This window comes from Streptomyces sp. NPDC055815 (assembly GCF_053616475.1).
This window is the reverse complement of sequence record NZ_JBSHDU010000002.1, coordinates 137,812-162,873: the sequence shown is the minus strand read 5'-3', so window position 1 is coordinate 162,873 and position 25,062 is coordinate 137,812. Positions and strand designations below refer to the sequence as shown.

Below are 25,062 nucleotides of genomic sequence, written 5' to 3'. Positions count from 1 at the left end.
GCAACCCTTCGTCAGCCGCCTGCGAAGGATGACCTGTCGGGTTCGGACTGGCGAAGACGCCCGGCCGCGGCTGCGGCTTCACCCCAAGGGACGGCCCCGCTGCGAGAAACAGCGCGTACGTCCCGTACTGCTCGGGTCCTCCACTCCTGCCGATCCACTCCTGTCGACCAGACGTCCGGGACAGCGGCAGGACTCGGCGTCCGCCCGGACCGCCCCGCCTCGGATGGCGGGGGCTTGTCGTCGACAGGGATCTTGACCCACACCCAGGGTGAAATCCGAGCTGAAACGGCGATATGTGAGGCTCCTCACGACTGATCCATTCGGGTGGACAGGCTGCTTTCGTGATCGTCGGAGGTTTGGCTGACGAGCCTCGCACCAGGGGTGGAACGTCCCATTCCGCCAGATGCGTACACCTGTTGCGCAACTCACCCGCCGCATATGTCGACTCGTCGACTACGCCGAACGGGGGAGCGATTCTGCGATCCGTGTCGGCCGACCGGACCTCGACACGACATGCCGGAATGTCAACTCGCGCGTGTGCGGGGGACGGTGACGCGGTGGGCGCGGCGCTCGCCGTCCAACACCCGCAGGGCGCGCGCCAGAGTGTCCGCGTGGACCTCGCTCTCGCCCCGCATATGCATGAGCGTCAGGGCCTCGCGCAGCGCCACCGCGCGTCCCACCAGGGCCTGAGCCGCGCGCAGTGCCCCATAGGTATGCGTGCCCCTGGATGGGTTGATCTTCCCAAGGAGGTCGACGACTTCGAGGTAGGCGTCGATCAACTCGCCCTCGGCGCGGGTCAGCGCGGGCAGGGGTGGCAGCTCGGGCACCACGGCCGGCTCACCACGCCGCGCCGGCGTCGCGCCGGCTCGTGAGCACGTGGTCCACCAGTCCGTACGCGAGGGCCGCCGGCGCGTCCAGGACGGTGAGGCGGTCGATGTCCGCGTCGATCCGCTCGCGGTCCTGCCCGGTGTACTCGGTGAGCATCCCGGCCACCAGGGCGCGCAGCCTGAGCAGTTCGCGCGCGTGGATGTCGAGGTCGCTCGGCTGTCCCTGGAGGGGCTCCTCCATGGCCGGCTGCCGGAGGGTGATCCGGGCGCCGGGGAGGGCGTGCCGCTTGCCGGGGGTGCCGGCGGCGAGCAGGACGGCGGCGGTGGACGCGGCCTGGCCCAGGCAGGTGGTCGCCACGTCGGAGAAGAGCGTCCGCATCGTGTCGTGGATCGCGGTCATGGCGGTGATGGAGCCGCCGGGGGAGTTGATGTAGAGCGCGATGTCCTGGCCGGGGGAGGCGTGGTCGAGGTGCAGGAGCTGGGCGATGACGTCGTTGGCCGCGGTCTCGTCGATGGGTGTGCCGAGGAAGACGATCCGGCCTTCGAGGAGCTTCGAGTACGGGTCGAGGGTGCGGGTTCCGAAGCTGGTCCGCTCCGTGAACTCGGGCAGAACGTAGCGGGCGTCCATGGCTGAGCACCTCCAGTTGCGTCTGTAAAAAATGTACAGGACGTACAGACCGTAAGATGTGGAGCATGACCTACGAGATCCCGGTGACGCAAGCGCGGGCTGAGCTCGCCGACCTCATCAACCGCGTCGTGTACGGCGGTGAGCGCGTCGTGGTCACCCGCCACGGGAAGCCGCTCGTCGCCCTGGTGTCCGCCGCTGACCTGGAAGAACTCGAAGCGGCGGAGAAGCCGGCCGACGAGCAGGTGGTCAGCTCGCTCTCCCGCCTCCACCCGGTCGACTCCGCTCCGGGCGAACAGCGCCGCTTCGGCATCGCCGCCCACCACCAGGAGCCCGGCACCTCCTGACCGCACCTCCTGACCGCACCCCCTGCCCGGCACCTCCTGACCCGCCTCTTCCGGTGGACAGCGCGAAAAGCCGCGTACCCCCGTCCGCTACAGCGGGGGTACGCGGCCGTCTTGGGGCGCGGGCCTCAGCCAACCGGCACCGGTGCGGGCTCCGTCGAAGGGGCCGCCGCCACCGGGCGCCGCCGCCCGCCGAACGCGGTCGCGGCCAGGCCCGCCACCGCCCAGAGGGAGAGGACGAGGAGCGGACCGCCCGCCGCCGCGCCGTCGAAGGCGGAGACGGACCGCAGGGCCGAGCCCCCGGCGCCCGGCGGCAGCCACTGGCCGAGCGCCCCCACCCCGGTGGGCAGCAGCTCCGGCGCGCTCGACATCCCCGAGAACGCGTTGCCGAGCAGGATCGTCAGGGCGGCCCCGAGTCCGAAGCCCGGCTTGCCGAGCAGCGTCGCGAGCCCCGCGAAGGCCGAGCCGATCGCCAGGACGGTCAGACCGAGGACCCCGGCCTCGGCCCACCAGTCGCCGGTCAGCGCGCCGAGCCAGCTGTCGGCGAGCGCCGCGCCCACGAGTCCCCCGAGCGCCGAGGCGCCCACCAGGGTCGCGACCGCCCTGGCCCCGCGCAGACCGAGCAGCACGGTGAGCACCCCGGTGGCCGCCCCGACGAGGGCGAGGGGCAGCAGGCTCGCGCCGAGCACGGCGCCCCGGGGGTCGCCGACCGGTGCGGCGACCACGTCCGTGACCGTGACCGGTGTCCCCGCCGGGGCCTGGGCGGCCACGGCCTCGCGCAGCAGTCCGGCCACGACCGGGCTGCCCGCCGAGGCCGTCAGGAGTTCCGTACCGCCCGGGGTGATGACCACGGCTCCGTATACATCACGGTCCTCGATCGCGGCCCGGGCGGCGCCGCCGTCCGCGTAACGGTGGATCTCGAAGGCCCCCTCGTGCCGCCCGAGCTGCTTCTCGACCGCGTCGGCCGCTGCGGCGGGCCCGGCCACGCCGATCGGCAGGTCGCGCGGGGCGATGCGGGCGGCGGGCCAGGCGAAGACCGCGAGGGCCAGGGCGGCGACGACCGGTATGAGGAGGAGCACCGCGAGGGTTCTGCGCCCCGCGGCGGCCGAGGGGGCGGTGGCGGCGGACATGGGCGGCCTCGATTCAAAGAGAAGGATCGTTCGTTTTACGTCGGCCCCAGCGTGCGCCGCCCCGGGGAAGTTGTCAAGAATGAACATTCGTTTTAGGTTCTGACCATGGCACGTGTCTCCCAGGAACACCTCGACGCCCGCCGCCGCCAGATCCTCGACGGCGCCGCGCGCTGCTTCGCCCGCAACGGCTTCCACGCCACGTCCATGCAGGACGTGCTCGCCGAGGTGGGCCTGTCCGCGGGCGCGGTCTACCGCTACTTCCGCGGCAAGGAGGAGCTGATCGCGGCCATCGCGACCGAGGCCTTCGCCGGCATCCGGGGCGCCTTCGAGGAGGCGTCCCGCGCCACCCCGCCGCCCACCCCCGACGTCCTCCTCGGCGCGGTCCTCCGGCTCTTCCTGGAGGAGCGGATCGAGGGCGCCGACCGGCAGGCCTTCGCGCGTCTGATCATCCAGGTCTGGACGGAGACGCTGCGCAACGAGCAGCTGGCCGCGACCCTCGCCCAGGGCTACGACGGGATGCGCCTCGCGTGGACGAGGCTCGTGACCGCCTACCGGGAGAACGGCCTCCTCCATGCCGACGTCCCCGCCGACCATGTGGCACGCACCCTCATCGCCACCGCCCAGGGTTTCATCGCCCAGCAGGCGCTCTTCGGCGACGTTTCCGTCGAGGTCCTGGAGGACGGACTGCGCGGCCTGATGTCGATGTCCGTGCCCGGGGACGCTCACTCGATCGGATGATCATGCGAACGCAAAGCCGTAGTTAACGAGCCGGAAAAACTTCCGCCCTAACGTGCAATGTCTGGCCGTGCAGCGCATCTCTGCAGTTCAACAGAGTGTTGACGGTCGGTAGGGTCCGCAGCTGTCCGGGTGCCGTCCCGGTCGACGACTGTGAGGTGGAAGAGTGCAACTGAGCCCGCACGAGCAGGAGCGCCTGCTCATTCATGTGGCGGCCGACGTGGCCGAGAAGCGCCGGGCCCGGGGTGTGCGACTCAACCACCCCGAGGCCGTCGCGCTCCTCACGTCCCACATCCTGGAAGGCGCCCGGGACGGCCGTACCGTCGCCGAGCTGATGGCCTCCGGGCGCAAGGTGCTCACCCGCGACGAGGTCATGGACGGCATCCCGGAGATGATCCACGACGTCCAGGTCGAGGCCACCTTCCCGGACGGCACCAAGCTCGTCACCGTCCACGACCCCATCGTCTGACGGGCGGCCGCCGATGATCCCCGGAGAGATCCTGTACGCGGACGGCCCCGTCGCCCTCAACGAAGGGCGCCCCGTCACCCGCCTCACCGTCCTCAACGCGGCCGACCGGCCCGTCCAGGTCGGCTCCCACTACCACTTCGCCGAGGTCAACCCCGGCCTGGAGTTCGACCGCGCCGCCGCCCACGGGCAGCGGCTGCACATCGCCGCCGGGACCGCCGTCCGCTTCGAGCCCGGCATCCCCGTCGAGGTCGAACTCGTCCCCGTGGCCGGCCGCCGGATCGTGCCCGGCCTGCGCGGCGAGACCGCCGGCCCCCTCGACCTCTCCGCACCCGACAAGGACGGCGACCGTGCCTGATCTCCACCGCGCCGTCTACGCCGACCTGTTCGGCCCCACCACCGGCGACCGCATCCGCCTCGCCGACACCGACCTCCTCGTCGAGATCGAGGAGGACCGCTGCGGCGGCCCCGGCCGCGCCGGCGAGGAGGCCGTCTTCGGCGGCGGCAAGGTCGTCCGCGAGTCCATGGGTCAGGCCCGCACCACCCGCGCCGAGGGCGCCCCCGACACCGTCATCACCGGTGCCGTGGTCATCGACCACTGGGGTGTCGTGAAGGCGGACATCGGCATCCGGGACGGCCGCATCACGGCCCTCGGCAAGGCCGGCAACCCCGACACCATGGACGGCGTCCACCCCGGCCTCGTCATCGGCCCCGAGACCGAGATCATCGTCGGCAACGGCCGGATCGTCACCGCCGGCGCCGTCGACACCCACGTCCACTTCATCTCGCCCACCGTCGTCGAGCAGGCCCTCGCCACCGGCGTCACCACCCTGGTCGGCGGCGGCACCGGCCCCGCCGAGGGCACCAAGGCGACCACGATCACCCCCGGCCCCTGGCACATGGCCCGGATGTTCGAGGCCCTGGACACCTTCCCCCTCAACATCGGCCTGCTCGGCAAGGGCAACACGATGTCCCGCGAGGCGATGCACTCCCAGCTGCGCGGCGGCGCCCTCGGCTTCAAGATCCACGAGGACTGGGGCGCCACCCCCGCCGTCATCGACGCCTGTCTGAGCGTGTGCGAGGAGACCGGCGCCCAGCTCGCCATCCACACCGACACCCTGAACGAGGCGGGCTTCGTCGGCGACACCCTCGCCGCCATCGCCGGACGCACGATCCACGCGTACCACACGGAAGGCGCCGGCGGCGGGCACGCCCCCGACATCATCACGGTCGTCTCCGAGCCGTACGTGCTGCCCAGCTCGACCAACCCGACCCGGCCGCACACCGTCAACACCATCGAGGAACACCTCGACATGCTGATGGTCTGCCACCACCTCAACCCGGCCGTCCCCGAGGACCTCGCCTTCGCGGAGTCCCGCATCCGGCCCTCCACCATCGCCGCCGAGGACGTCCTCCACGACCTGGGCGCCATCTCGATCATCTCCTCCGACTCCCAGGCCATGGGCCGGATCGGCGAGGTGATCATGCGGACCTGGCAGACCGCCCACGTCATGAAGAAGCGCCGCGGCGCCCTGCCCGGCGACGGCCGCGCCGACAACCACCGCGCCCGCCGCTACGTGGCCAAGTACACGATCAACCCGGCCGTCGCCCAGGGCATGGACCACCTCATCGGCTCGGTCGAGCCCGGCAAGCTCGCCGACCTGGTCCTCTGGGAGCCCGCCTTCTTCGGCGTGAAGCCGCTCGTCGTCGTCAAGGGCGGCCAGATCGCGTACGCGCAGATGGGCGATGCCAACGCCTCCATCCCCACGCCCCAGCCCGTCCTGCCCCGCCCGATGTTCGGCGCGCTCGGCCGGGCCGCGGCCGCCGGCTCGGTCAACTTCGTCGCGCAGGCGGCCATCGAGGACGACCTGCCACGGAAGCTCGGGCTGCACAAGGAGTTCACCGCCATCGGCTCCACCCGGCGGGTCGGCAAGGCCGACATGCGCGAGAACGACGCCCTGCCCCGGGTCGAGGTCGACGCGGACACCTTCTCGGTCTCCATCGACGGCGAGACGGTCGAACCGGCACCGGCGGCCGAACTGCCCATGGCCCAGCGTTACTTCCTCTTCTGATGTCGCGCTCCGCCCTCCTCGTGCTCGCCGACGGGCGCTTCCCCGCCGGCGGGCACGCCCACTCCGGCGGCGCCGAGGCCGCCGTCAGGGCCGGCCGCATCAAGGACGCCGCCGGCCTGGAGGCCTTCTGCCGGGGCCGCCTGCACACCACGGGCCTCACCTCGGCGGCCCTCGCCGCCGGGGCCGCGCACGGACTCGACCCGTACGAGCTCGACGCGGCGGCCGACGCCCGCACGCCCTCGCAGGCCCTGCGCGCCGCCGCCCGCAAGCTCGGGCGGCAGCTGATGCGGGCCGCGCGCGCCACCTGGCCGAGCCCCGAACTCGACGCGCTCGCCGCCGCGTTCCCGCGCGGTGCCCACCAGTCCGTCGTCCTCGGCACCGCCGCACGGGCCGCCGGACTCGGCCCCGAGGACGCGGCCCACTGCGTCGCGTACGAGACGGTCGGCGGCCCGGCGACCGCCGCCGTCCGCCTCCTCAGCCTCGACCCCTACCAGGCCACCGCCGTCCTCGCCCGTCTCGCACCGGAGATGGACCAGATCGCCGAACGCGCCGCCGCGGCCGCCCGGCAGGGCGTCGACGCCCTGCCCGCCGCCTCCGCCCCGCTGCTCGACCTCACCGCCGAACAGCACGCGGCCTGGCCCGTCCGCCTCTTCGCGTCGTAGCACGCAGACCCCCCAGGAGCCCCCATGCACCTCGACCACGCCCACACCCACCACGGCGCCGTCTCCGCCGACGCCCACCGCCCGGACGGCACCCGCCGCGCCCTGCGCATCGGCCTCGGCGGACCGGTCGGCTCCGGCAAGACCGCCACCGTCGCCGCCCTCTGCCGGGAGCTGCGCGACACCCTCTCCCTCGCCGTCGTGACCAACGACATCTACACCCGCGAGGACGCCGAGTTCCTGCTCCGCAACGCCGTCCTGCCGCCCGAGCGCATCCAGGCCGTGGAGACCGGCGCCTGCCCGCACACCGCCATCCGCGACGACATCTCCGCCAACCTCGAAGCCGTCGAGGAGCTGGAGGACACGGTGGGCCCGCTCGACCTCATCCTCGTCGAGTCCGGCGGCGACAACCTCACCGCCACCTTCTCCAAGGGGCTCGTCGACGCCCAGATCTTCGTCATCGACGTGGCCGGCGGCGACGACATCCCCCGCAAGGGCGGCCCCGGCGTCACCACCGCCGACCTCCTCGTGATCAACAAGACCGACCTCGCCCCGCACGTCGGCTCCGACCTGGACCGGATGGCCCGCGACGCCGAGGAGCAGCGCGGCGAACTGCCCGTCGCCTTCACCTCGCTGCGCGGCGAGAACGGCGTCGCCCCCGTCGCCGACTGGGTCCGGGCACAGCTCGCGGCGTGGACCGCGTGAGCCTGCGCGCCACCGCCCGGATCGCCGCCGACGCCGACGGCGGACTGCCGCTCCTGGTGAGCGACGGCCCCCTCGCCCTGCGCCGCACCCGGGCCGCCGGACCGTACACCCGGGTCACCGTCGTCGGGGCGATGAGCGCACCGCTGGGCGGCGACCGGCTCGCGATCGAGACCGAGGTACGGGACGGGGCCCGGCTCCTGGTCGACTCCGCCGCCGCCACCCTCGCCCTGCCCGGCCGGAGCGCCGAGCCCGCCGCGTACGACGTCAGGATCACCGTCGGCGAGGACGCGGTGCTCCGCTGGCTGCCCGAACAGCTCGTCTCCGCCGCCGGCTCCCACCTGCGGATGCGCACCACCGTCGACCTCGCGCCCACCGCCCGGCTCGTCCTCCGCGAGGAACAGGTCCTCGGCCGCCACGGAGAGGAGCCCGGCACCCTCAGCACCCGCCTCACCGTGCGCCGCGCCGGCCGGCCCCTTCTCGACCAGGAGCTGGCCTTCGGGCCCGGTGCGCCCGGCGGCTGGGACGGCGGCGCGGTCCTCGGCGGCCACCGGGCCACCGGGCAACTGCTCGTCGTCGATCCGGCGTTCGCCGAGAAGCCGGTGGAGGCGCGCCGGTACGGGGAGGGCGCCGTGGTCAGCCCGCTCGCCGGGCCCGCCGCGCTTGCCACCGCCGTCGCCCCGGACGCGCTCGCGCTGCGCAGGCTCCTCGACGAAGTACTTGCCGGAATCGTCCCGTTCTGACCGTCTCCGCACGTTCACCGCTCAGCGGTACACCTGTCACCGGTTATTGGTTCGGCAAAGAAACAGGCGTTCGCTCTTTCATCGCGAGCCCCAGGGACGAAAGGATCCCCCGGACACACAGACTCCTTCTGGGGGAGGACCATTGAGACGCACAGCAGTGCTCGGCTCGGCCGGCACTCTGATAGCGGGCACGCTCATGGCGACCGCGCTCGCGGCGCCGACGGCCGGTGCGGTCACCGGCCAGGACCGTGACGAAGAGGCGTGGGGCGCGTCCGTCGCCGCCGCCCAGGCCGCGAAGGCCGGCATCGACTGGCAGGACTGCCCGGCCGACTGGGGCTTCGCCAAGCCCATCCAGTGCGGCTGGGTCACCGTCCCGGTCGACTACGCCAAGCCGAACGGCAAGAAGATCAAGATCGCCGTGGACCGCGTCAAGTCCACCGGCACGCCCGCCGAGCGCCAGGGCGCGCTGCTCTACAACCCGGGCGGCCCCGGCGGCTCCGGCCTGCGCTTCCCGCGCCGGGTCACCACCAACAACCCGCTCTGGGTGAACACCGCGAAGGCGTACGACTTCGTGGGCTTCGACCCGCGCGGTGTCGGCCACTCGGCGCCCATCTCCTGCGTCGACCCGACCGAGTTCGTCAAGGGCCCGAAGCTCGACCCGGTCCCGGACACCGAGGCGGACAAGCTCGCCCAGCGCAAGCTGGCCGCCGAGTACGCCAAGGGCTGCGCCGAGAAGAGCGGCGACATGCTGCCGTACATGACGACGCGCAACACCGCCCGTGACCTCGACGTCATCCGGGCCGCGCTCGGCGAGAAGAAGCTCAACTTCATCGGCGTCTCGTACGGCACCTACCTGGGCGCGGTCTACGGCACGCTGTACCCGAACCACGTGCGCCGCATGATCGTGGACAGCGTGGTCAACCCGGCGAAGAGCAACATCTGGTACCAGGCCAACCTGGAGCAGGACATCGCCTTCGAGGGTCGCCTCGAGGACTGGATGAACTGGGTCGCCCAGAACGACGCCACGTACCACCTCGGCGACACCCTGGCGGAGGTCCAGCAGCAGTGGGTGACCCTGCGCGCCGCCGCCAAGAAGGAGCCCCTGGGCGGCAAGGTCGGTCCGGCCGAGCTCATCGGCTTCTTCCAGAGCGCCCCGTACTACGACTCCTCGTGGGCCCCGGTCGCGGAGGCCTGGAGCGCGTACGCCGCGGGTGACCCGCAGCCGCTCATCGACGGTGCCGCCGCAGACCTCACCGACACCGCCGGCAACACCGCGTCGGAGAACGGCAACGCCGTCTACACCGCCGTCGAGTGCGCCGACGCGCCCTGGCCGACGAACTGGAACAAGTGGGACCGGGACAACTCCGCGCTCCACGAGAAGTACCCGTTCATGACCTGGGCCAACGCCTGGATGAACCTGCCGTGCGCCACCTGGTCCGCGCCGCGCCAGAAGCCGACCCAGGTCAAGACCGGCAAGGGCCTGCCGCCGGTGCTCATCGTCCAGTCCGAGCGTGACGCGGCGACGCCGTACGTCGGTGCGGTCGAGCTGCACAAGCGCTTCAAGGGCTCGCGTCTCATCACCGAGCAGAACGCCGGCTCGCACGGCGTCACCGGCCTGGTGAACCCCTGCATCAACACCCGGGTCGAGACGTACCTGCTCACCGGCAAGGTGGACAGCCAGGACGTGACGTGCGCGCCGCACGCCACGCCCAAGCCGTAACGCTCATCGCGGTGTGAAGGGAGGGGCGGCCGTCCGACGGCCGCCCCTCTCGTCATGCCCGGGACGCCAGCCAGACGTCCTCGGCCGCGTAGTCGAACCAGTCCTGCCCGTACTTGGCGAGGTTCGGGAACGCCTCCAGCCACTCCCGGCCGGCGAGCCGCTCCGTCAGGTACTCCACCGTCGCCGGCAGCGACTCGGCGTACCCCACCACCGGCCGGTAGCCCAGCTCCCGTTCCGCCGCGCTCATGTCGTACACGATCGGCGCGTCCAGACCCCACGGCGTCTCACCCACGATGCCCACCGGCGGCGGCCCGTCCACGAGCACGAGCTCGCTCTCCACGCCCACGACCGCGTCCACCGCCGCGGAGATCTCCGCGGTCGTCGGCACCTCCGGATCACCGGCGTTGAGGACCCGCGTGCCCGGCCGCCCCGCCGCGAGCCGGATCAGCTCGGCCAGATTGTCCACGTTCGCCGGATGGAACTGCGACAGGCCGTTGTACGCGAGCACCCGCACCGGCCGCCGGTCGAGGGCCCGCTTCACGAAGAACAGCTCGCGCGGCGACCGGCAGTGCGGGCCGTGGATCGAGCCCGCGCGCAGCAGCGTCGTCGGCAGCAGCTCCCCGGCCGCCGTCAGCGCCTGCTCCAGGGCGACCTTCCGGGTGCTGTACGTGCCCTCGCCCGGGGCCACCGTCGCCAGGGACTCCGGGATCGGCACCGGATAGCGCGGGAAGCCGTCCGGCCGGTCCTGGGTGTCGAAGCTGCGCCCCTGCTCGTCCTCGTACACCGCACCGCTGGAGATCACCACCGCCGAGCCGATCCGGTCCGCGAGCCCGGTCAACTGGGCGGCGTGCCCGGCGTCGTACGCCACGACGTCCACCAGGACGTCGGTGCCCTCGCCGAGCGCCGCCGCCAGCGCGCCCTCCTCGTCCCGGTCGAGCCGGACCGACCGGACCTCCTCCGGCCACCCCTCGTCCCTGGCGCCGCCCCGAGAGGCGGCCGTCACCTCCCAGCCGTCCGCGGCGAGCGCCCGCACGGCCGCCCGCCCCACCTGTCCCGTCGCACCCAGCACGAACGCGTTTCCCTTGGTCATGCCGGGGACGCTACGGGTGCCCGGGGCGCCGGCCCAGGGGATTGCGCCGTGCGCGGATCCGCCCTCAGCGTTCCCCGTCCGGGAACTTCTCCGAGGGTGCCTCCGCCGCGGCCTTCACCACCGCCGCGTACTCGTCCACGTACTCCTGTCCCGACAGGCGCAGGATCTCGTACATGATCTCGTCCGTCACCGCGCGGACCACGGCCTTCTCACCCGCCGACCCGGCGAACCGGGAGAAGTCCAGCGGGTCCCCGAACCGGATGGTCACCCGGCGGATCCTCGGCACGACCTTCCCCGGCGGCTGGATCTCGAAGGTCCCCACCATCGCGCACGGCACCACCGGCACCCCGGCCGTCAGTGCCATCACCGCCACCCCCACCTTGCCCTTGTAGAGCCGGCCGTCGTGCGAACGCGTCCCCTCCGGATAGATCCCGAGCAGCTCCCCCCGGTCGAGGACGCCGAGACCCTCCCGGATCGCCGCCTTCCCGGCCTCCTTCCCCGAGCGGTCCACCGGGATCTGCCCGGCGGCCCGGAAGAAGGCGGCCGTCAGCCGGCCCTTGAGCCCCGGCCCCGTGAAGTACTCCTGCTTGGCGAGGAAGGTGATCCGCCGGTCGAGCACGACCGGCATCAGGAAATGGTCGGAGAAGGAGAGGTGATTGCCCGCGACGATCGCGGCCCCCTCCTCCGGGATGTGTTCGAGCCCCTCGATCCGCGGCCGGAAGAGCAGCCTGAGGAGCGGTCCGAGCAGGACGTACTTCATCAGCTGATAGAACACGCGCGACCCCCGTTCGTCGTCCGTCACGCCCGTTGTATCCCCGCGGGCGCCCGTGGTCCACTGGTGGGGGAGCGTCACATGACAGGCGAGCGCGGGGTCAGGCGCCCCGGCCGCGTCCTCACCGCGCTGCTGTGCGCGCTGACGGCGGCCGGGCTGTACGGCTGCTCCGGCTCGGGCCCGTCGGAGCCCAGCCCGACGCCGACGACCGCGCCCGCCACCCCACCGGCCACAACACCGCCCGTCACCACGCCCACAGGCCTCTCGCCCTTCACCGGACTCCCCGCCCGGCCCGCCCCCGTCCTGGCCGTGAAGCTCGACAACGTGCCGGCGGCCCGCCCCCACACGGGACTCGGCGCGGCCGACCTCGTCTACGTCGAACAGGTCGAGGGCGGCGTGACCCGGCTCATGGCCGTCTACTCCACCCACCTCCCCGCCCTCACCGGCCCCGTCCGCAGCGCCCGCGAATCGGACATCGCCCTGCTCGGCGACTTCGGCCACCCGGTCCTCGCCTACTCCGGCGCCCAGTCCGCCCTCGAACCGCTGCTGCGGGCCGCGCCCCTCCACCTCGTCACGGAGGCCACCACCCCCCAGGCCTTCCGGCGCTCGGCGGACCGCCCCGTCCCGCACAACCTCTACCTGCGTCCCGGCCGCGCGCTCGCCGCCGCCCCGAAGGCCGACAACCCCCGGGACATCGGCTTCCGGTTCGGGTCCGCTCCGCCCGGCGGCACCCCGGTGAAGACCTCGACCGTCCGCTACCCGGCGGCCCGCTACGCCTTCACCTGGTCCGCCGCCGACCACGCCTGGCGGGTGGCCATGGACGGCCGCGAGGCCCGTGCCACCGACACCGGCCCGCTCACCCCGGAGACGGTCGTCGTCCAGCGCGTCACGATCCGGCCCTCCCGCTTCCACGACCGCTTCGGCTCGGTCTCCCCGTACAGCGAGACCGTCGGCAGCGGCACGGCCCTCGTCCTGCGCGACGGACGCGCCCACGAGGCCCGCTGGTCCCGCCCCTCTGCCGCGTCCGGCACCACCTTCACCACCCCGGCCGGAAAGCCCCTGCCCTTCGCCCCGGGCCAGACCTGGATCGTCCTCGCCCCGCGCGCGTAGCGGCGCACAGGCCCCGGCGGGTGCCGCCGGTCAGGACGTGCTGCCCGGCGGGCGGGAAGGCGGAGAAGGTGGTACGGAGCTGTCCGCCGCCGCCATCCCGATCGTCGCCACGATCAGGACCACCAGACCGAACCAGAGCCAGCCGCTGCTGCCGAGCGCCACCGTGTAGGCCGTCGTCAGCAGCAGCGCGGCGCACGTGAGCACCGTCATCGTCTTCGTGGGACCGGACATCAGCCCGCCCTCCTCCCGACCGGGGCCGCGGAAGCCCTTCAGCCCATCGTGACCCCCCGAGAGGGGCGCGCGCTACTCCCCGGACGCTCCGGCGTGCGCCGGAACGCGAACGGGCCCGGCGCCGCAAGCGGCACCGGGCCCGGAGGCGGTGTGCAGGGGGCGCGTCAGCGACCGCGCGTCTGCAGCGAGGCCAGGTAGGCGTTGTACGCCTCCAGCTCCTTGTCCCCGTTCCGGTCGGCGGCCCGGTCCTTGCGGACCGCCTGCCGCTGCTCGGAGTGGTACCACTGGTAGACCAGCGCGATCAGCACGAGCACGGACGGGATCTCGCTGAACGCCCAGGCGATGCCGCCCGCAGCGTTCTGGTCGGCGAGGGCGTCGATCCCCAGCGAGGCCGGCGGGTTCTTGTACGCCTCCACCATCGGCTGCGTCGCCATCATCATCGCGATGCCGAAGAACGCGTGGAACGGCATGCCCGCGAACAGCTCCAGCATCCGCATCACGTACCCCGGCCGGTGCGGGCCCGGGTCCACGCCCATGATCGGCCAGAAGAAGACCAGGCCCACCATCAGGAAGTGCACCATCATCCCGATGTGCCCGGCCTTGGACCCCATCAGGAAGTCGAAGAGCGGCGAGAAGTACAGCCCGTACAGGCTCGCGATGAACATGGAGATCGTGAACGCCGGGTGCGTGATCACCCGCATGTACCGGCTGTGCAGCAGCTTCAGGAGCAGCTCGCGCGGCCCCGTCGAGCCCCGGCCCGCCACCGGCAGCGCCCGCAGGGCGAGGGTCACCGGAGCGCCGAGCAGCAGCAGGATCGGCGACAGCATGGAGATCACCATGTGCTGCACCATGTGCACGCTGAACATGACCATGCCGTAGTCGTTGAGCTTGGTGCACATCATCAGGGCCACGCTCAGCACGCCGACGGTGAAGAGCACCGTCCGGCCGACCGGCCACGCGTCACCGCGGCGCCGCAGCCGCGCCACGCCCCACCCGTACAGACCGAGCGCCGTGAGGCATCCGATCAGGAAGAAGAGGTCGGGAGAGAACTCCAGGCCCCGCCCCAGCGTGAACGGCGGCAGATCCGTGGTCATGCCGTGCCCGCTGTGATCCATCCGTACACTCCTGGAGCCCGATTCGCGCTTGTTGTCCGCACCAGACTAGAACCGCCCCCGGCCGCGACTGCGACCGGGGGCGGATGTCACGGACGGGAGCCGTCAGAGCACGCACTCCGCCTCGGCGTAGCGGTCGGCCGGGACCGTCTTGAGGGTCTCGACGGCCTGCGCCAGCGGGACCATCGTGATCTCGGTGCCGCGCAGCGCGGTCAGCATGCCGAACTCGCCGCGGTGCGCCGCCTCGACGGCGTGCCAGCCGAAGCGGGTGGCGAGGACGCGGTCGTACGCGGTCGGGGTGCCGCCGCGCTGGACGTGACCCAGGATGACCGGGCGGGCCTCCTTGCCGAGGCGCCCCTCCAGCTCGGCGGAGAGCTGGTTGGCGATGCCGGTGAAGCGCTCGTGGCCGTAGATGTCGGTGCCGGCGGTCTTGAAGTCCATCGAGCCCTCGCGCGGCTTCGCACCCTCGGCGACGACCACGATCGCGAACCGCTTGCCGGCCTCGAAGCGCTCGCCGACCCGGGCGGTCAGCTCGTCGATGTCGAAGGGGCGCTCGGGGACGACCACGGCGTGCGCGCCGGCGGCCATGCCGGAGTGCAGCGCTATCCAGCCGGTGTGGCGGCCCATCACCTCGACGACGAGGACCCGCTGGTGCGACTCGGCGGTGGTCTTCAGCCGGTCGAGTGCCTCGGTGGCGACGGTGACGGCGGTGTCGAAGCCGAAGGTGACGTCGGTGGAGGCGATGTCGTTGTCGATCGTCTTCGGGACGCCGACGATCGGGAGGCCCGCCTGGGAGAGCAGGTTGGCCGCCTTGAGGGTGCCCTCGCCGCCGATCGGGATGATGGCGTCGAGGCCGAGGTCGGCGACGTGGCCCTTGGCCCGCTCGACGCCGTCGACCAGGTGCGCGGGCTGGACCCGCGAGGAGCCGAGGATGGTGCCGCCCCGGGCCAGGATGCCGCCCACCGCGTCGAGATCGAGCTTGCGGTAGTCGCACTCCAGGAGGCCCTTCCACCCGTCGTGGAAGCCGATGACCTCGTCGCCGTGATCGACGACGGCGCGGTGCACGACGGAACGGATGACAGCGTTCAGACCGGGGCAGTCTCCGCCGGAGGTGAGCACGCCAATGCGCATAGCCCAAAAACCTTTGCAACGTGGGCCGACTCCCGGACCACGTCGTCCGGCTGGATCCCCGCCACCCTATCGTCGCAGGGTGACGGGGCCGAACCGGATGTCCGCACAGTGGACAACGTACGTTCGTACGAGGGACCAACTGGGGTGCGCGGATTGACCCGGGCGGGCTGGGTCGGCACCGCTCGGGCGGGCTGGGTCGGCACCGCTCGGGCGGGCTGGGTCGCCGCCCCTCAGGCGGGCTGGGTCGCCGACGCGATGCGCTCCGCGCGCAGCGCCTCGTACCAGCGGTCGTCGGTCGGCGGCAGCGCGTTCACGTCGAGGGCCAGCTTCAGGAGCAGGTCCGCGATCTGCGGGTTCCGCGCCATGACGGGGCCGTGCATGTACGTGCCGAAGACGGTGTCGTTGTACGCGCCCTCGGTGCCGTCGCCGGTCCCGTTGCCGTTGCCGAACACGGTCCGGGCGAACGGCCGGGCCGTCGGGCCGAGATGGGTGATGCCCTGGTGGTTCTCGAAACCGGTCAGCTGGGGGAGGCCCAGGCGCGGGTCGATGTCCGCGAGGACGTCGCCGACGCAGCGGGCGCCCTCGCCGCGGGTCGAGATCACGTCGATGAGCCCGAGGCCGGCCTCGCGCTCGCCGAGGTCGTTGATGAACTCGTGGCCCAGGATCTGGTACCCGGCGCAGACCGAGAAGATGATCGCGCCGTTGGAGGCGGCCCGGCTCAGGCCGCCGTCCCGCCGCAGCCGCTCGGCCGCGAGCCGCTGCGGACGGTCCTCGCCGCCGCCGATCAGGTAGATGTCGCCCGAGGTCGGCACCGGCTGGTCGCTGCGGACGTCGACGCGCTCGACGCTGAGGCCGCGCTGTTCGGCACGGCGCTGGACGACGAGGACGTTGCCCTGGTCGCCGTAGGTGCTGAGCAGGTCCGGGTAGACCCAGACCAGGCGCAGGCTGCTGTCACTCATGCTGCAAGTCCTCTACGGGTCAGTTGCCGACGCGGCGGCGGACGTCCTGGAAGGCGGTGTAGTTGGCGATCAGCTCGATCTGCCCGGGCGGGGCCATCGCGACGGCCTCGTCGAGCGTCTCGCAGACGCGGAAGTCCACGCCCGCGACCTCCAGGCGGACCGCGAGGTCCAGCTTCCGGTCGCCGATCACCATGATCGGGTGGCCGGCGAGCCGGCCGTAGTCCACGTCCCACAGCCAGGAGGTGTCCGTACCGTCGGCGCCGCGCGCGTTGACGGAGAGGATCACCGGGGCGGGCGGCCCGTCGATGAGGGAAAACGTTTCGAGCCAGCCGGCCGGGTTCTTCGCCAGGAGCAGCCGCAGGTCACGGTTCTGGAAGGAGACCACGTCGTAGCGTCCGGCGACGGCCTGCACCTGGTACATGCGCTCCAGGGCCACCTGCGGCGGCACTCCGAAGACGGCGGCGACGGCGGCCGAGGTCGCGGCGTTCGCCTTGTTGGCGCGGCCGGGCAGCTGGAGCCGGATCGGCCAGGCCGAACCGTGCGGGTCGAGCACGTGGTCGCCGCTGAGCGCCCAGCTCGGCGCGGGGCGGCGGAAGCCGCACTCGCCGCAGAACCAGTCGTCGCCCGGGCGCTGCATCACACCGCCGCAGGCGGGGCAGGACCAGGCGTCGTCCTTCCACTCCTGGCCGGCGGCGACCCACACCACGTTCGGGGAGGAGGAGGCGGCCCACACGATGAGCGGGTCGTCGGCGTTGGCCACGACCACGGCCTTGGTGCCGTTGAGGCCCTCGCGCCACTTCTCGGCGAGCATCCGGGTCTCGGCCGCGCGGTCGAGCTGGTCGCGCGAGAGGTTGAGCAGCGCGATCACCTTGGGCGTGGTGTCCCGGGCGACGCCGGCGAGGTACTTCTCGTCGACCTCGATGACGCCGAACTTGGACTCCGAGCCGCCGGCCAGGGCCGAGGTGATGCCCGCGGGCATGTTGGCGCCCAGGGCGTTCGAGACGACCGGACCGCTGGCGCGCAGCGCCTCCGCGATCAGCCGCGTCGTCGTGGTCTTGCCGTTCGTCGCCGACACCAGGACGACGTCCAGATGCTGCGCGAGCCGGCCCAGCAGGTCGGGGTCGAGCTTCAGCGCCACCCGGCCGCCGATCACCGATCCGCTGCCGCGTCCCGCCGCACGCGACACCGCGGCCGCGGCCTTGCCCGCCGTCACGGCCAGCTTGGCGCGCGGCGACAGCGGCTCTGGATTACCGGGGTGTCCTGACATCGTTCTTGTTCCTCCTTGCGTCGGTCCGGGCTCAGCCTATCGAGATCCGGCCAGGAGCCCGAACAGCGGCACCGTGCAGCGGCCGCACGAAACAGGGAGGTCACAGTGGACCGTACCCTTACGGCCATGCGAAACCGCCCCATCCCCGGCAGTTCCGGCCTCGTCCGAGCGATGACGCTCCTCGGCGACCCCGTGCTGCACACCCCCTGCGCGCCCGTCACCGACTTCGGCCCCGAACTGGCCCGGCTCGTCGAGGACATGTTCGCCACGATGTACGCGGCGCACGGCGTGGGCCTGGCGGCGAACCAGGTCGGCGTGGGCCTGCGGGTCTTCGTGTACGACTGCCCCGACGACGAGGAGAACCGCCACCTGGGCCATGTGGTGAACCCGCGTCTGGTGGAGGCGGACGGCGACGAGATCCGGGGCCCCGAGGGCTGCCTCTCCCTGCCGGGCCTGGAGGCGCCGACGCCCCGCTTCGACCGCGCGGTGGTGGAGGGCGTCCGGATGGACGGCACTCCGATACGGATCGAGGGCACGGGTTTCTTCGCCCGCTGCCTCCAGCACGAGACGGACCACCTGGAGGGCGGGGTCTACGCGGACCATGTCACGGGGTGGCGCAAGTCACGCCTGCTGCGCACGATCCGCAAGCAGCCGTGGGGGAGCGGAGCGGACCGGATCGCCTAGAAGGCCGTTTAGAAGCCGGGGCCGCCCGGGCGGTCGTCGGCCTCCGCGAGCCGGCCCCACAGCAGGTCCGCCAGGCTCTTCACGAGGTCCGCGCGGGAGCAGGGGCGTTCGCCGAGCCACCAGTCGCCGGCCGCGTGCATCATGCCGACGATGCCGTGGCCCCAGATCCGGGCCTGCGCCTCGGCGGCCGGGCCCAGGTCGACGCGCTCGGCGATGACCTGGCCGAGCTCCTCGCCCATGCGGCGCAGCAGCGGGGCCGAGTGACGGCCGACGTCGAAGCCCTGCTCCGTCTGGTGCGGCTCCTCCGCCGGGTGCATGAGGAAGCGGTAGACCTGGGGCATCGCCTCGATGGACGCCAGGTACGTGTCGAGGGTGGCCTCGACGCGGCGGCGCCGGTCGGCGGGGGCGTCGAGGGAGGCCCGCAGCGAGGCGAGGAGCGCGTCGGTGTGCCGGGTGGCGAGGGCGCGGTAGAGCCCGCCCTTGTCGCCGAAGTGGCGGTAGAGGATCGGCTTGGTGATCCCGGCCTCGGCCGCGATCGCGTTCATGGACGCCTGGGGGCCGTCCCGGAGCACCACCCGGTCCGCCGCCTCCAGCAGCTCGCGGCGCCGCTGCTCGGCGGGCGTCTGCTGGTCGGTGGCCCGGTGTGCGATGTCCATGTGCGTGTCTCCCCGCCCGTGCGATTCGTGAGGCTGTCGCAACGTAACACCCGTCCGGGATCCGATGTCGGTCGGGCCGAACCGCTCCACCGCAGGTTGACAGCCTCTACCCACCGGTAACAGACTGCTGTTACCGCAAGTAACGTCATGCTGGGAGGGAACATGGGCGAGTTCACGCTCGAACTCAACGAGGACCAGAAGCAGGTCCGCGACTGGCTCCACGGCTTCGCCGCCGATGTGATGCGCCCCGCGGCCGCCGAGTGGGACGAGCGTGAGGAGACTCCCTGGCCGATCATCCAGGAAGCGGCCAAGCTCGGCATCTACTCCCTCGACTTCTACGCCCAGCAGTTCTTCGACCCGACCGGCCTCGGCATCCCGATGGCGATGGAGGAGCTCTTCTGGGGCGACGCCGGCATCGCCCTCTCCATCGTCGGCACCGGCCTCGCCGCCGTCGGCGTCCTCGCCAACGGCACCGAGGAGCAGATCGGCACCTGGGTCCCGCAGATGTACGGCGACGCGAACGACGTCAAGGTCGCCGCCTTCTGCTCCTCCGAGCCCGACGCCGGCTCGGACGTCGCCTCCATGCGCACCCGGGCCGTGTACGACGAGGCCAAGGACGAGTGGGTCCTCAACGGCACCAAGACCTGGGCGACCAACGGCGGCATCGCCAACGTCCACGTCGTCGTCGCCGTCGTCGACGCCGAGCTCGGCTCCAAGGGCCACGCCTCGTTCATCGTGCCGCCGAACACCCCCGGCCTGTCGCAGGGCCAGAAGTTCCAGAAGCACGGCATCCGCGCCTCCCACACCGCCGAGGTCGTCCTGGAGGACGTCCGCGTCCCCGGCTCCTGCCTGCTCGGCGGCAAGGACAAGCTGGACGAGCGGCTCGCCCGCGCCCGCGAGAAGGCCAAGGCGGGCGGCGAGCGCGTGAAGAACGCCGCCATGGCCACCTTCGAGGCCTCCCGCCCGGCCGTCGGCGCCATGGCCGTCGGCACCGCCCGCGCCGCGTACGAGGTCGCCCTCGACTACGCGAAGACCCGCGTCCAGTTCGGCCGCCCGATCATCGAGAACCAGGGCGTCGCCTTCCAGCTCGCCGACATGGCCACCCAGATCGACGCCGCCCGCCTGCTCGTCTGGCGCGCCTCCTGGATGGCCACGGCCGGCAAGCCCTTCACCGCGGCCGAGGGCTCGATGTCGAAGCTGTACGCGAGCGAGGTCGCCAAGAAGGTCACCGCCCAGGCCATCCAGATCCTCGGCGGCAACGGCTACACCCGCGAGTACCCGGTGGAGCGCATGCACCGCGACGCCGCCATCTACACGATCTTCGAGGGCACGAGCGAGATCCAGCGCATGGTCATCAGCCGCGCGCTCGCCAAGTAGCGGCCGCGCCCGCGCGCGGCTCACACGATGCAGAACTCGTTGCCCTCCGGGTCCTGCAGGACCACCGCGTAGTAGTCCATGCCGTTCGGCTCGTCCATCGCGTACAGGACGGTCGCGCCGAGCGCCGTCAGCCGGGCCACCTCGCCGTCCACGCGCTCGCGCCGGACGGCGAGGGGCACCTCGCGACCGCCGCCGACCTTGAGGTCCAGGTGCACGCGGTTCTTGACGGTCTTCGGCTCGGGGACGTGCTGGAACCAGACCCGGGGGCCCACGCCCTTCGGGTCGACGATGGACTCCGGGAGCTCCCCGGCGTCCTCGCCCAGCTCGTCCTCGGGCACGCCGATCGCCTCCCAGTACGCCCGCCAGGTGGCATGGCCGGCGGGCGGCGGGTCGGGGATGTACCGCAGGGCGTCCAGCCAGAAGGGCACCAGGCGCTGGGGGTCGGCGCAGTCGATGGTCAGTTGCAGCGTCAGCTCGGGTCGCTCGTCCATGGGACCGAGCCTCGCAGACGCCACTGACAACGGACCCGGGCCGTCGGCCGTTTCACGCCAACAGGCCTGATCCGGTCCGCTGTTCGGCCCCGGCTACCCGTGGGTCGCTTCCTGAGGGAGAATCACTGGGCCCGTGACGATCAAGGGGGAACCGATCATGGCCACCACCGGTACCGAAGCACCCCAGCTCGGGGGAAATCCGCTCCTCGGCTCCCTGCTCGACCTCAAGCAGGACTCCCTGGGCACCTTCCTGCGCGCCCGGCGCGAGCACGGCGACGTCGTGAAGATCACCGCGGGCCCGCCCGGGATCCGCGCCACGCTCTACGGCGTCTTCTCCGCCGAGGGCGCCCAGCAGGTCCTCGCCGGAGAATCCGCCAACTTCCGCAAGGACAACGCCTTCTACCAGGAGATCCGCGAGTCCTTCGGCAACGGCCTGCTGACCAGCCAGGACGAGGACTACCTCCGCCAGCGCCGGCTCGTCCAGCCCCTCTTCACCAAGCGCCGCGTCGACAGCTACGCCGCGGCCGTCGCCGCCGAGATCACCACGCTCATCGGCGAGTGGCAGGACGGCGGCGCCGAGACCGTCGACGTCCTCCACGAGATGACCCGCTTCGCCCTGCGCGCCGTCGCCCGCATCCTCTTCGGCACGGACGTCGACGCGGCCGTCGAGATCGTCGAGCGCAGCTTCCCCGAGCTCAACGGCTATGTGCTGAGCCGTGGCTACGCCCCGGTCAAGGTCCCGCGCCACTGGCCGACCCCCGGCAACCGCAAGGCCGCCGCCGTCCACCAGGCGCTCTACGAGGTCTGCGACCGCATCATCGCCGAGCGCCGCGCCTCGGGCCGGGCCTCCGCCGAGGGCGACGACCTCCTCACCCTGCTCGTCGAGGCGGAGAGCGCCGAGGACGGCAGCTTCGACGCCACCGAGCTGCGCGAGCAGGTCCTCATCTTCCTCCTGGCCGGGCACGAGACCACCGCCACGTCCCTCGGCTTCGCCCTCCACCTGCTCGCCAAGCACCCGGAGGTGCTGAAGCGGGCCCAGGAGGAGGTCGACCGGGTCCTCGGGGGCCGTACCCCCGGCGCCGCCGACCTCGACGCGCTGCCCTATGTGACCCGGGTCCTCAAGGAGACCATGCGGCTCTACCCGGCCGCCCCGGCCATCGGACGCCGCGCCGTCGCCGCCACCGTGGTCGACGGCGTCAGCATCCCGGCCGGCGCGGACGTCGTGGTCGCCTCCTGGGTCACCCACCGGCACCCCGCCTACTGGGAGGACCCGGAGCGCTTCGACCCGGACCGCTTCACGCCGGAGGCGGAGGCGGCGCGCCCCCGGTACGCCTGGTACCCCTTCGGTGGCGGCCCGCGCGCCTGCATCGGCCAGCACTTCTCGATGCTGGAGTCGGTGATCGCCCTGGCGATGATCCTCCAGAAGCACGGCCTCGGAGCCGTCGACACCGAGGTGCCCGTCGGCTCCGCGATCACCCTCTACGCCACGGGCCCGGCCCGCTGCCGCCTGCTGCCGCGCTGAGCGAGGCGGGAGCGGCCCGGCGCGGGGCCGCTCCCGCCGCCCGCTACGGCCCGGTCGCGACGACGACCGTCGCCCACCACTCCTCGGAGGTGACGACGCGCGGCTTCATACCGGCCGCGGACATCACCGCGAGGGCCGTCTCCGCCTGCCGCTCGCTCGTCTCCACCAGCACGTGCCCGCCCGGCGCCAGCCACTCCGGCGCCTCGGCGGCGACCCGCCGCATCACGTCGAGCCCGTCCGCGCCGCCGTCGAGCGTGACGTGCGGCTCGTGGTCGCGGGCCTCGGGCGGCAGCAGCCCTATCTCCCCGGTCGGTACGTACGGCACGTTGGCGACCAGGACCCCGACCCGGCCGCGCAGCTCCCGCGGCAGCGGTGCGAAGAGGTCCCCCTCGTAGACCCGGCCGCCGCGCGGCTCGACGTTCCGCCGGGCGCAGCGCACCGCCGCCGGCTCGATGTCCGAGGCGTGCACCTCCGCGCCCTCGACCTCGGTGAGCAGCACCGCGCCCGCCGCGCCGGAGCCGCAGCACAGGTCGACGCAGACGGCGCCGGGCCGGGCCAGCTCCACCGCCCGGCCGACGAGGAACTCCGTACGCCGCCGGGGCACGAAGACCCCGCCGTCGACCTCGATGCGGAGCCCGGCGAACTCGGCCCAGCCCACGACGTGCTCCAGGGGCAGGCCGGAGGCCCGCCGCTCGACCATGAGGTCGAGCTCGGCGGGCCCGGCCGCGGTCGCGAGGATCATCTCCGCCTCTTCCTCGGCGAAGACGCACCCGGCGGCCCGCAGCCGTTCGACGACGCGCGCGTCAGACAAGCTGGGCCTCGATCGCGGAGACGACCTCGGGGGCATCCGGCTCGGTGCGGGGACGGAAGCGGGTGACCTGCCCGTCGCGGCCGATCAGGAACTTCTCGAAGTTCCACTGCACGTCACCGGCCTCGCCCTCGGCGTCGGCGACCTTCACCAGCTCGGAATAGAGCGGGTGGCGGCCCTCCCCGTTCACGTCCGTCTTCTCCAGGAGCGGGAAGGAGACCCCGTACGTCGCCGAACAGAAGGTCGCGATCTCCTCGGCGCTGCCCGGCTCCTGCCCGGCGAACTGGTTGCAGGGCACCCCGAGCACGGTGAAGCCGCGCTCCCCGTACTCCTTCTGCAGCCGCTCCAGACCCGCGTACTGGGGGGTGAGCCCGCACTTGGAGGCGACGTTCACCACCAGCACGGCCCGGTCGCGGTAGTCGGCAAGGGAGACCGGCTCACCGGTCAGGGTCTTCAGCGGAATCTCGTACAGGCTCATGGACTGCTCCTCGTCGGAATAGGGTTTGATCTCAGCATGGGAGACGAACCACTGGCAATCGCGATCGATTCCACACCCGGGACAGGACCGCGCCGCGTGTACTGCCGCCTCTGCGGCCGCCCCCTGACCGGCGCGGACTCCCGCCGCACGGGCCTGGGCCCCACGTGTGACGCGAAACTCCACCCGGCGCCCCCGGACATCCGCACCCGCCGCCACGAGGTGGCCCAGGACACCCTCCCGGGCCTGGACCCGTCGACCGACTGAGGCGGGGACCCGCCCCGCACGATGCCTACCCTTCGGCCCGCGGGCCTTCCACGAGGGGGGCCAGGCCGTCGAGGAGTGCCTTGAGGCCGAACGCGAAGAGCGCTTCGAGACGCAGGTCGTAGCCGTCCTCGAAGGCGCCGAGCATCCTGCTGAAGGCCGGGAAGCGGCCGGATTCCATCAGTTCCCGGAGTGCGGGGGCGCGACTGTCCATCCACTGCTCCTCGGACTGGCCCGTGGCGGCCTCGGCGTGCGCCTCCTTCTCCAGGTGCACGGCCAGGCCCTGGACATGGCTGTAGAGCAGGACGTGGATGTCGAACTGCGTCGTGGGGTCGAGCCCGTGGTTGTCGAGGGCGTCCAGCATCCACTCGCCGTGGACGATCAGGCCGGGTACGAGCAACGGCCGCGTCAGGGTGTCGAGGTGCGCCAGCCAGGGGTGTCTCCGGTACAGGCTCCACAGGGTCCGGGCACCCAGCTCGATGCGGCCGCGCCAGTCCTCGGGGGCGTCCGCGGGGTAGGACTCCTCGCCGAACGCGGCGTCGGCCATGTGCAGGACGAGGTCTTCCTTGCTCGGGACGTACCGGTAGATCGACATGGCCGCGACGCCGAGGCGGGCCGCGACACCGCGCATGGAGAGCGCCGCGAGCCCTTCGGCGTCGGCGATCCCGACGGCGGTACGAACGATCCGGTCGAGGCTCAGCTCCTGCTCGGGGTCCGGGGCGGTCGAGGGGCGCCTGCGGGCCGGCGCGGCGGGGGCGGTCCCGGCGACGACCGTGCCGATCCGGGGCCGGGCCTCGACGAGCCCCTCCAGACGCAGGGTGGTCAGGGCCTTGGTGGCGGTGGCGAGGGCGACCCCCCACTCCTCGGCGATCTGCCGGGTCGAGGGAACCCGGTCCCCGGGGGTGAGTTCACCGTCCGCGATGCGCCGCCGGATCGCGGTGACGATGCGCAGATACGGCGGATCACCGGCTGCTCCTGTGGTCTTCGTCACGGCCTGCCGCCCTTCCCGTCTGTACTAGTGCAGAGGCTAGCAGTGGCGATGTCGAAAGAGGCGGCACTGTCCTAGTGCAGCCCCCGTACGCGGCCCATT

The 25,062-nt window shown here is 72.4% G+C and carries 29 protein-coding genes and 1 riboswitch; of the genes, 14 read left to right on the top strand and 15 right to left on the bottom strand.

Annotation, left to right across the window (positions count from 1 at the left end; genetic code table 11):
- Position 1: 1 nt before the first annotated feature.
- Positions 2-124: riboswitch (cyclic di-AMP (ydaO/yuaA leader) on the bottom strand.
- A 400-nt stretch (positions 125-524) separates the two neighbouring features.
- A complete protein-coding gene (locus ACWGN5_RS02505; protein WP_453510756.1) occupies positions 525-830 on the bottom strand; it encodes a hypothetical protein in 306 nt (101 codons plus the stop codon).
- Positions 831-837: 7 nt separating this feature from the next.
- Positions 838-1,455 (bottom strand): ATP-dependent Clp protease proteolytic subunit, encoded by a 618-nt coding sequence (locus tag ACWGN5_RS02500; RefSeq protein ID WP_453510755.1) that lies wholly within the window; start codon positions 1,453-1,455, stop codon positions 838-840.
- 65 nt (positions 1,456-1,520) lie between these two features.
- Between ACWGN5_RS02500 and ACWGN5_RS02495 the strand changes: the two genes are divergently transcribed.
- Positions 1,521-1,799: a type II toxin-antitoxin system Phd/YefM family antitoxin gene (locus tag ACWGN5_RS02495; RefSeq protein WP_453510754.1), complete on the top strand. Its 279-nt coding sequence runs from the start codon at positions 1,521-1,523 to the stop codon at positions 1,797-1,799.
- A gap of 125 nt (positions 1,800-1,924) precedes the next feature.
- Here ACWGN5_RS02495 and ACWGN5_RS02490 read toward each other — a convergent pair whose 3' ends face one another.
- A complete protein-coding gene (locus ACWGN5_RS02490; protein WP_453510753.1) occupies positions 1,925-2,926 on the bottom strand; it encodes an ABC transporter permease in 1,002 nt (333 codons plus the stop codon).
- A gap of 105 nt (positions 2,927-3,031) precedes the next feature.
- Between ACWGN5_RS02490 and ACWGN5_RS02485 the strand changes: the two genes are divergently transcribed.
- The 8 genes from ACWGN5_RS02485 to ACWGN5_RS02450 all read left to right on the top strand — a co-directional run bounded on the left by ACWGN5_RS02485 (position 3,032) and on the right by ACWGN5_RS02450 (position 10,023).
- Positions 3,032-3,664, top strand: a complete 633-nt coding sequence (locus ACWGN5_RS02485; protein ID WP_453510752.1) for a TetR/AcrR family transcriptional regulator — start codon at positions 3,032-3,034, stop codon at positions 3,662-3,664.
- A 163-nt stretch (positions 3,665-3,827) separates the two neighbouring features.
- Positions 3,828-4,130: an urease subunit gamma gene (locus tag ACWGN5_RS02480; protein WP_033201785.1), complete on the top strand. Its 303-nt coding sequence runs from the start codon at positions 3,828-3,830 to the stop codon at positions 4,128-4,130.
- A gap of 13 nt (positions 4,131-4,143) precedes the next feature.
- Entirely contained in the window at positions 4,144-4,485 is a 342-nt protein-coding gene (locus ACWGN5_RS02475) for an urease subunit beta (protein ID WP_453510751.1), read from the top strand.
- The gene (locus tag ACWGN5_RS02470; protein WP_453510750.1) at positions 4,478-6,199 is read left to right on the top strand and encodes an urease subunit alpha; all 1,722 of its coding nucleotides are present in this window, start codon (positions 4,478-4,480) and stop codon (positions 6,197-6,199) included. The genes ACWGN5_RS02475 and ACWGN5_RS02470 overlap by 8 nt, the downstream gene beginning before the upstream one ends.
- Positions 6,199-6,861 carry an urease accessory protein UreF gene (locus ACWGN5_RS02465; RefSeq protein ID WP_453510749.1) on the top strand — a complete coding sequence of 221 codons (663 nt, stop codon included), beginning with the start codon at positions 6,199-6,201 and terminating at the stop codon, positions 6,859-6,861. The genes ACWGN5_RS02470 and ACWGN5_RS02465 overlap by 1 nt, the downstream gene beginning before the upstream one ends.
- 24 nt (positions 6,862-6,885) lie before the next feature.
- Positions 6,886-7,563: an urease accessory protein UreG gene (ureG, locus tag ACWGN5_RS02460; RefSeq protein ID WP_453510748.1), complete on the top strand. Its 678-nt coding sequence runs from the start codon at positions 6,886-6,888 to the stop codon at positions 7,561-7,563.
- Positions 7,560-8,303, top strand: a complete 744-nt coding sequence (locus ACWGN5_RS02455) for an urease accessory protein UreD (protein WP_453510878.1) — start codon at positions 7,560-7,562, stop codon at positions 8,301-8,303. The genes ureG and ACWGN5_RS02455 overlap by 4 nt, the downstream gene beginning before the upstream one ends.
- 142 nt (positions 8,304-8,445) lie before the next feature.
- Positions 8,446-10,023, top strand: coding sequence for an alpha/beta hydrolase (locus ACWGN5_RS02450; protein WP_453510747.1), 1,578 nt, complete (start codon positions 8,446-8,448; stop codon positions 10,021-10,023).
- Positions 10,024-10,075: 52 nt separating this feature from the next.
- On the opposite strand, the gene ACWGN5_RS02445 is transcribed toward ACWGN5_RS02450, so the two are convergent.
- Positions 10,076-11,113, bottom strand: coding sequence for an NAD-dependent epimerase/dehydratase family protein (locus ACWGN5_RS02445; protein WP_453510746.1), 1,038 nt, complete (start codon positions 11,111-11,113; stop codon positions 10,076-10,078).
- A gap of 64 nt (positions 11,114-11,177) precedes the next feature.
- Positions 11,178-11,888, bottom strand: a complete 711-nt coding sequence (locus ACWGN5_RS02440; RefSeq protein ID WP_453510877.1) for a lysophospholipid acyltransferase family protein — start codon at positions 11,886-11,888, stop codon at positions 11,178-11,180.
- Positions 11,889-11,966: 78 nt separating this feature from the next.
- On the opposite strand from ACWGN5_RS02440, the gene ACWGN5_RS02435 reads away from it, so the two are divergent.
- Complete coding sequence (locus ACWGN5_RS02435; RefSeq protein WP_453510745.1) at positions 11,967-12,995, top strand: DUF3048 domain-containing protein; 1,029 nt, start codon at positions 11,967-11,969, stop codon at positions 12,993-12,995.
- Between the two features lie 30 nt (positions 12,996-13,025).
- Here ACWGN5_RS02435 and ACWGN5_RS02430 read toward each other — a convergent pair whose 3' ends face one another.
- From ACWGN5_RS02430 to ACWGN5_RS02410, 5 genes are all read right to left on the bottom strand, one after another.
- Complete coding sequence (locus ACWGN5_RS02430; RefSeq protein WP_453510744.1) at positions 13,026-13,226, bottom strand: hypothetical protein; 201 nt, start codon at positions 13,224-13,226, stop codon at positions 13,026-13,028.
- Between the two features lie 164 nt (positions 13,227-13,390).
- Positions 13,391-14,341, bottom strand: coding sequence for a cytochrome c oxidase assembly protein (locus ACWGN5_RS02425; protein WP_453510743.1), 951 nt, complete (start codon positions 14,339-14,341; stop codon positions 13,391-13,393).
- Between the two features lie 102 nt (positions 14,342-14,443).
- On the bottom strand, positions 14,444-15,469 hold the full coding sequence (locus ACWGN5_RS02420) for a 6-phosphofructokinase (protein WP_369142899.1): 1,026 nt from the start codon (positions 15,467-15,469) through the stop codon (positions 14,444-14,446).
- 230 nt (positions 15,470-15,699) lie between these two features.
- Positions 15,700-16,428, bottom strand: coding sequence for a type 1 glutamine amidotransferase (locus tag ACWGN5_RS02415; protein WP_453510742.1), 729 nt, complete (start codon positions 16,426-16,428; stop codon positions 15,700-15,702).
- A gap of 19 nt (positions 16,429-16,447) precedes the next feature.
- Entirely contained in the window at positions 16,448-17,695 is a 1,248-nt protein-coding gene (locus tag ACWGN5_RS02410) for a Mur ligase family protein (protein ID WP_369142898.1), read from the bottom strand.
- Between the two features lie 126 nt (positions 17,696-17,821).
- On the opposite strand from ACWGN5_RS02410, the gene def reads away from it, so the two are divergent.
- On the top strand, positions 17,822-18,379 hold the full coding sequence (gene def / locus ACWGN5_RS02405; protein ID WP_453510741.1) for a peptide deformylase: 558 nt from the start codon (positions 17,822-17,824) through the stop codon (positions 18,377-18,379).
- Positions 18,380-18,387: 8 nt separating this feature from the next.
- On the opposite strand, the gene ACWGN5_RS02400 is transcribed toward def, so the two are convergent.
- Positions 18,388-19,035, bottom strand: a complete 648-nt coding sequence (locus ACWGN5_RS02400) for a TetR family transcriptional regulator (RefSeq protein WP_369142896.1) — start codon at positions 19,033-19,035, stop codon at positions 18,388-18,390.
- A 162-nt stretch (positions 19,036-19,197) separates the two neighbouring features.
- Here ACWGN5_RS02400 and ACWGN5_RS02395 point away from each other — a divergent pair, with 162 nt between their 5' ends.
- Positions 19,198-20,412 (top strand): acyl-CoA dehydrogenase family protein, encoded by a 1,215-nt coding sequence (locus ACWGN5_RS02395; protein ID WP_189803863.1) that lies wholly within the window; start codon positions 19,198-19,200, stop codon positions 20,410-20,412.
- A gap of 20 nt (positions 20,413-20,432) precedes the next feature.
- Here the strand turns inward: ACWGN5_RS02395 and ACWGN5_RS02390 are convergent, their stop codons facing one another.
- Positions 20,433-20,903, bottom strand: coding sequence for a VOC family protein (locus ACWGN5_RS02390; RefSeq protein WP_453510740.1), 471 nt, complete (start codon positions 20,901-20,903; stop codon positions 20,433-20,435).
- A 157-nt stretch (positions 20,904-21,060) separates the two neighbouring features.
- Here ACWGN5_RS02390 and ACWGN5_RS02385 point away from each other — a divergent pair, with 157 nt between their 5' ends.
- The gene (locus ACWGN5_RS02385) at positions 21,061-22,425 is read left to right on the top strand and encodes a cytochrome P450 (protein ID WP_453510739.1); all 1,365 of its coding nucleotides are present in this window, start codon (positions 21,061-21,063) and stop codon (positions 22,423-22,425) included.
- Between the two features lie 43 nt (positions 22,426-22,468).
- On the opposite strand, the gene ACWGN5_RS02380 is transcribed toward ACWGN5_RS02385, so the two are convergent.
- Both ACWGN5_RS02380 and ACWGN5_RS02375 read right to left on the bottom strand, forming a co-directional pair.
- On the bottom strand, positions 22,469-23,272 hold the full coding sequence (locus ACWGN5_RS02380) for a putative protein N(5)-glutamine methyltransferase (RefSeq protein ID WP_453510738.1): 804 nt from the start codon (positions 23,270-23,272) through the stop codon (positions 22,469-22,471).
- Positions 23,229-23,711 (bottom strand): glutathione peroxidase, encoded by a 483-nt coding sequence (locus ACWGN5_RS02375; RefSeq protein WP_453510737.1) that lies wholly within the window; start codon positions 23,709-23,711, stop codon positions 23,229-23,231. Before ACWGN5_RS02375 ends, ACWGN5_RS02380 begins: the two co-directional genes overlap by 44 nt.
- Positions 23,712-23,747: 36 nt before the next feature.
- Between ACWGN5_RS02375 and ACWGN5_RS02370 the strand changes: the two genes are divergently transcribed.
- Positions 23,748-23,975 (top strand): DUF6011 domain-containing protein, encoded by a 228-nt coding sequence (locus ACWGN5_RS02370; protein ID WP_453510736.1) that lies wholly within the window; start codon positions 23,748-23,750, stop codon positions 23,973-23,975.
- A 25-nt stretch (positions 23,976-24,000) separates the two neighbouring features.
- Here ACWGN5_RS02370 and ACWGN5_RS02365 read toward each other — a convergent pair whose 3' ends face one another.
- The gene (locus ACWGN5_RS02365) at positions 24,001-24,963 is read right to left on the bottom strand and encodes a GntR family transcriptional regulator (protein ID WP_453510735.1); all 963 of its coding nucleotides are present in this window, start codon (positions 24,961-24,963) and stop codon (positions 24,001-24,003) included.
- Between the last annotated feature and the right edge of the window lie 99 nt (positions 24,964-25,062).

Excerpts from the sequence above, each read along its gene's own strand:
- ACWGN5_RS02425 (WP_453510743.1), bottom strand. The coding sequence starts at position 14,341 with ATGGATCACAGCGGGCACGGCATGACCACGGATCTGCCGCCGTTCACG.
- ACWGN5_RS02430 (WP_453510744.1), bottom strand. The coding sequence starts at position 13,226 with ATGTCCGGTCCCACGAAGACGATGACGGTGCTCACGTGCGCCGCGCTG.
- def (WP_453510741.1), top strand. The coding sequence starts at position 17,822 with ATGCGAAACCGCCCCATCCCCGGCAGTTCCGGCCTCGTCCGAGCGATG.
- ACWGN5_RS02465 (WP_453510749.1), top strand. The coding sequence starts at position 6,199 with ATGTCGCGCTCCGCCCTCCTCGTGCTCGCCGACGGGCGCTTCCCCGCC.
- ACWGN5_RS02400 (WP_369142896.1), bottom strand. The coding sequence starts at position 19,035 with ATGGACATCGCACACCGGGCCACCGACCAGCAGACGCCCGCCGAGCAG.
- ureG (WP_453510748.1), top strand. The coding sequence starts at position 6,886 with ATGCACCTCGACCACGCCCACACCCACCACGGCGCCGTCTCCGCCGAC.
- ACWGN5_RS02380 (WP_453510738.1), bottom strand. The coding sequence starts at position 23,272 with ATGCCCCCGAGGTCGTCTCCGCGATCGAGGCCCAGCTTGTCTGACGCG.
- ACWGN5_RS02395 (WP_189803863.1), top strand. The coding sequence starts at position 19,198 with ATGGGCGAGTTCACGCTCGAACTCAACGAGGACCAGAAGCAGGTCCGC.
- ACWGN5_RS02485 (WP_453510752.1), top strand. The coding sequence starts at position 3,032 with ATGGCACGTGTCTCCCAGGAACACCTCGACGCCCGCCGCCGCCAGATC.
- ACWGN5_RS02435 (WP_453510745.1), top strand. The coding sequence starts at position 11,967 with ATGACAGGCGAGCGCGGGGTCAGGCGCCCCGGCCGCGTCCTCACCGCG.
- ACWGN5_RS02390 (WP_453510740.1), bottom strand. The coding sequence starts at position 20,903 with ATGGACGAGCGACCCGAGCTGACGCTGCAACTGACCATCGACTGCGCC.
- ACWGN5_RS02500 (WP_453510755.1), bottom strand. The coding sequence starts at position 1,455 with ATGGACGCCCGCTACGTTCTGCCCGAGTTCACGGAGCGGACCAGCTTC.
- ACWGN5_RS02495 (WP_453510754.1), top strand. The coding sequence starts at position 1,521 with ATGACCTACGAGATCCCGGTGACGCAAGCGCGGGCTGAGCTCGCCGAC.
- ACWGN5_RS02410 (WP_369142898.1), bottom strand. The coding sequence starts at position 17,695 with ATGTCAGGACACCCCGGTAATCCAGAGCCGCTGTCGCCGCGCGCCAAG.
- ACWGN5_RS02415 (WP_453510742.1), bottom strand. The coding sequence starts at position 16,428 with ATGAGTGACAGCAGCCTGCGCCTGGTCTGGGTCTACCCGGACCTGCTC.
- ACWGN5_RS02475 (WP_453510751.1), top strand. The coding sequence starts at position 4,144 with ATGATCCCCGGAGAGATCCTGTACGCGGACGGCCCCGTCGCCCTCAAC.
- ACWGN5_RS02375 (WP_453510737.1), bottom strand. The coding sequence starts at position 23,711 with ATGAGCCTGTACGAGATTCCGCTGAAGACCCTGACCGGTGAGCCGGTC.
- ACWGN5_RS02370 (WP_453510736.1), top strand. The coding sequence starts at position 23,748 with ATGGGAGACGAACCACTGGCAATCGCGATCGATTCCACACCCGGGACA.
- ACWGN5_RS02445 (WP_453510746.1), bottom strand. The coding sequence starts at position 11,113 with ATGACCAAGGGAAACGCGTTCGTGCTGGGTGCGACGGGACAGGTGGGG.
- ACWGN5_RS02420 (WP_369142899.1), bottom strand. The coding sequence starts at position 15,469 with ATGCGCATTGGCGTGCTCACCTCCGGCGGAGACTGCCCCGGTCTGAAC.
- ACWGN5_RS02490 (WP_453510753.1), bottom strand. The coding sequence starts at position 2,926 with ATGTCCGCCGCCACCGCCCCCTCGGCCGCCGCGGGGCGCAGAACCCTC.
- ACWGN5_RS02385 (WP_453510739.1), top strand. The coding sequence starts at position 21,061 with ATGGCCACCACCGGTACCGAAGCACCCCAGCTCGGGGGAAATCCGCTC.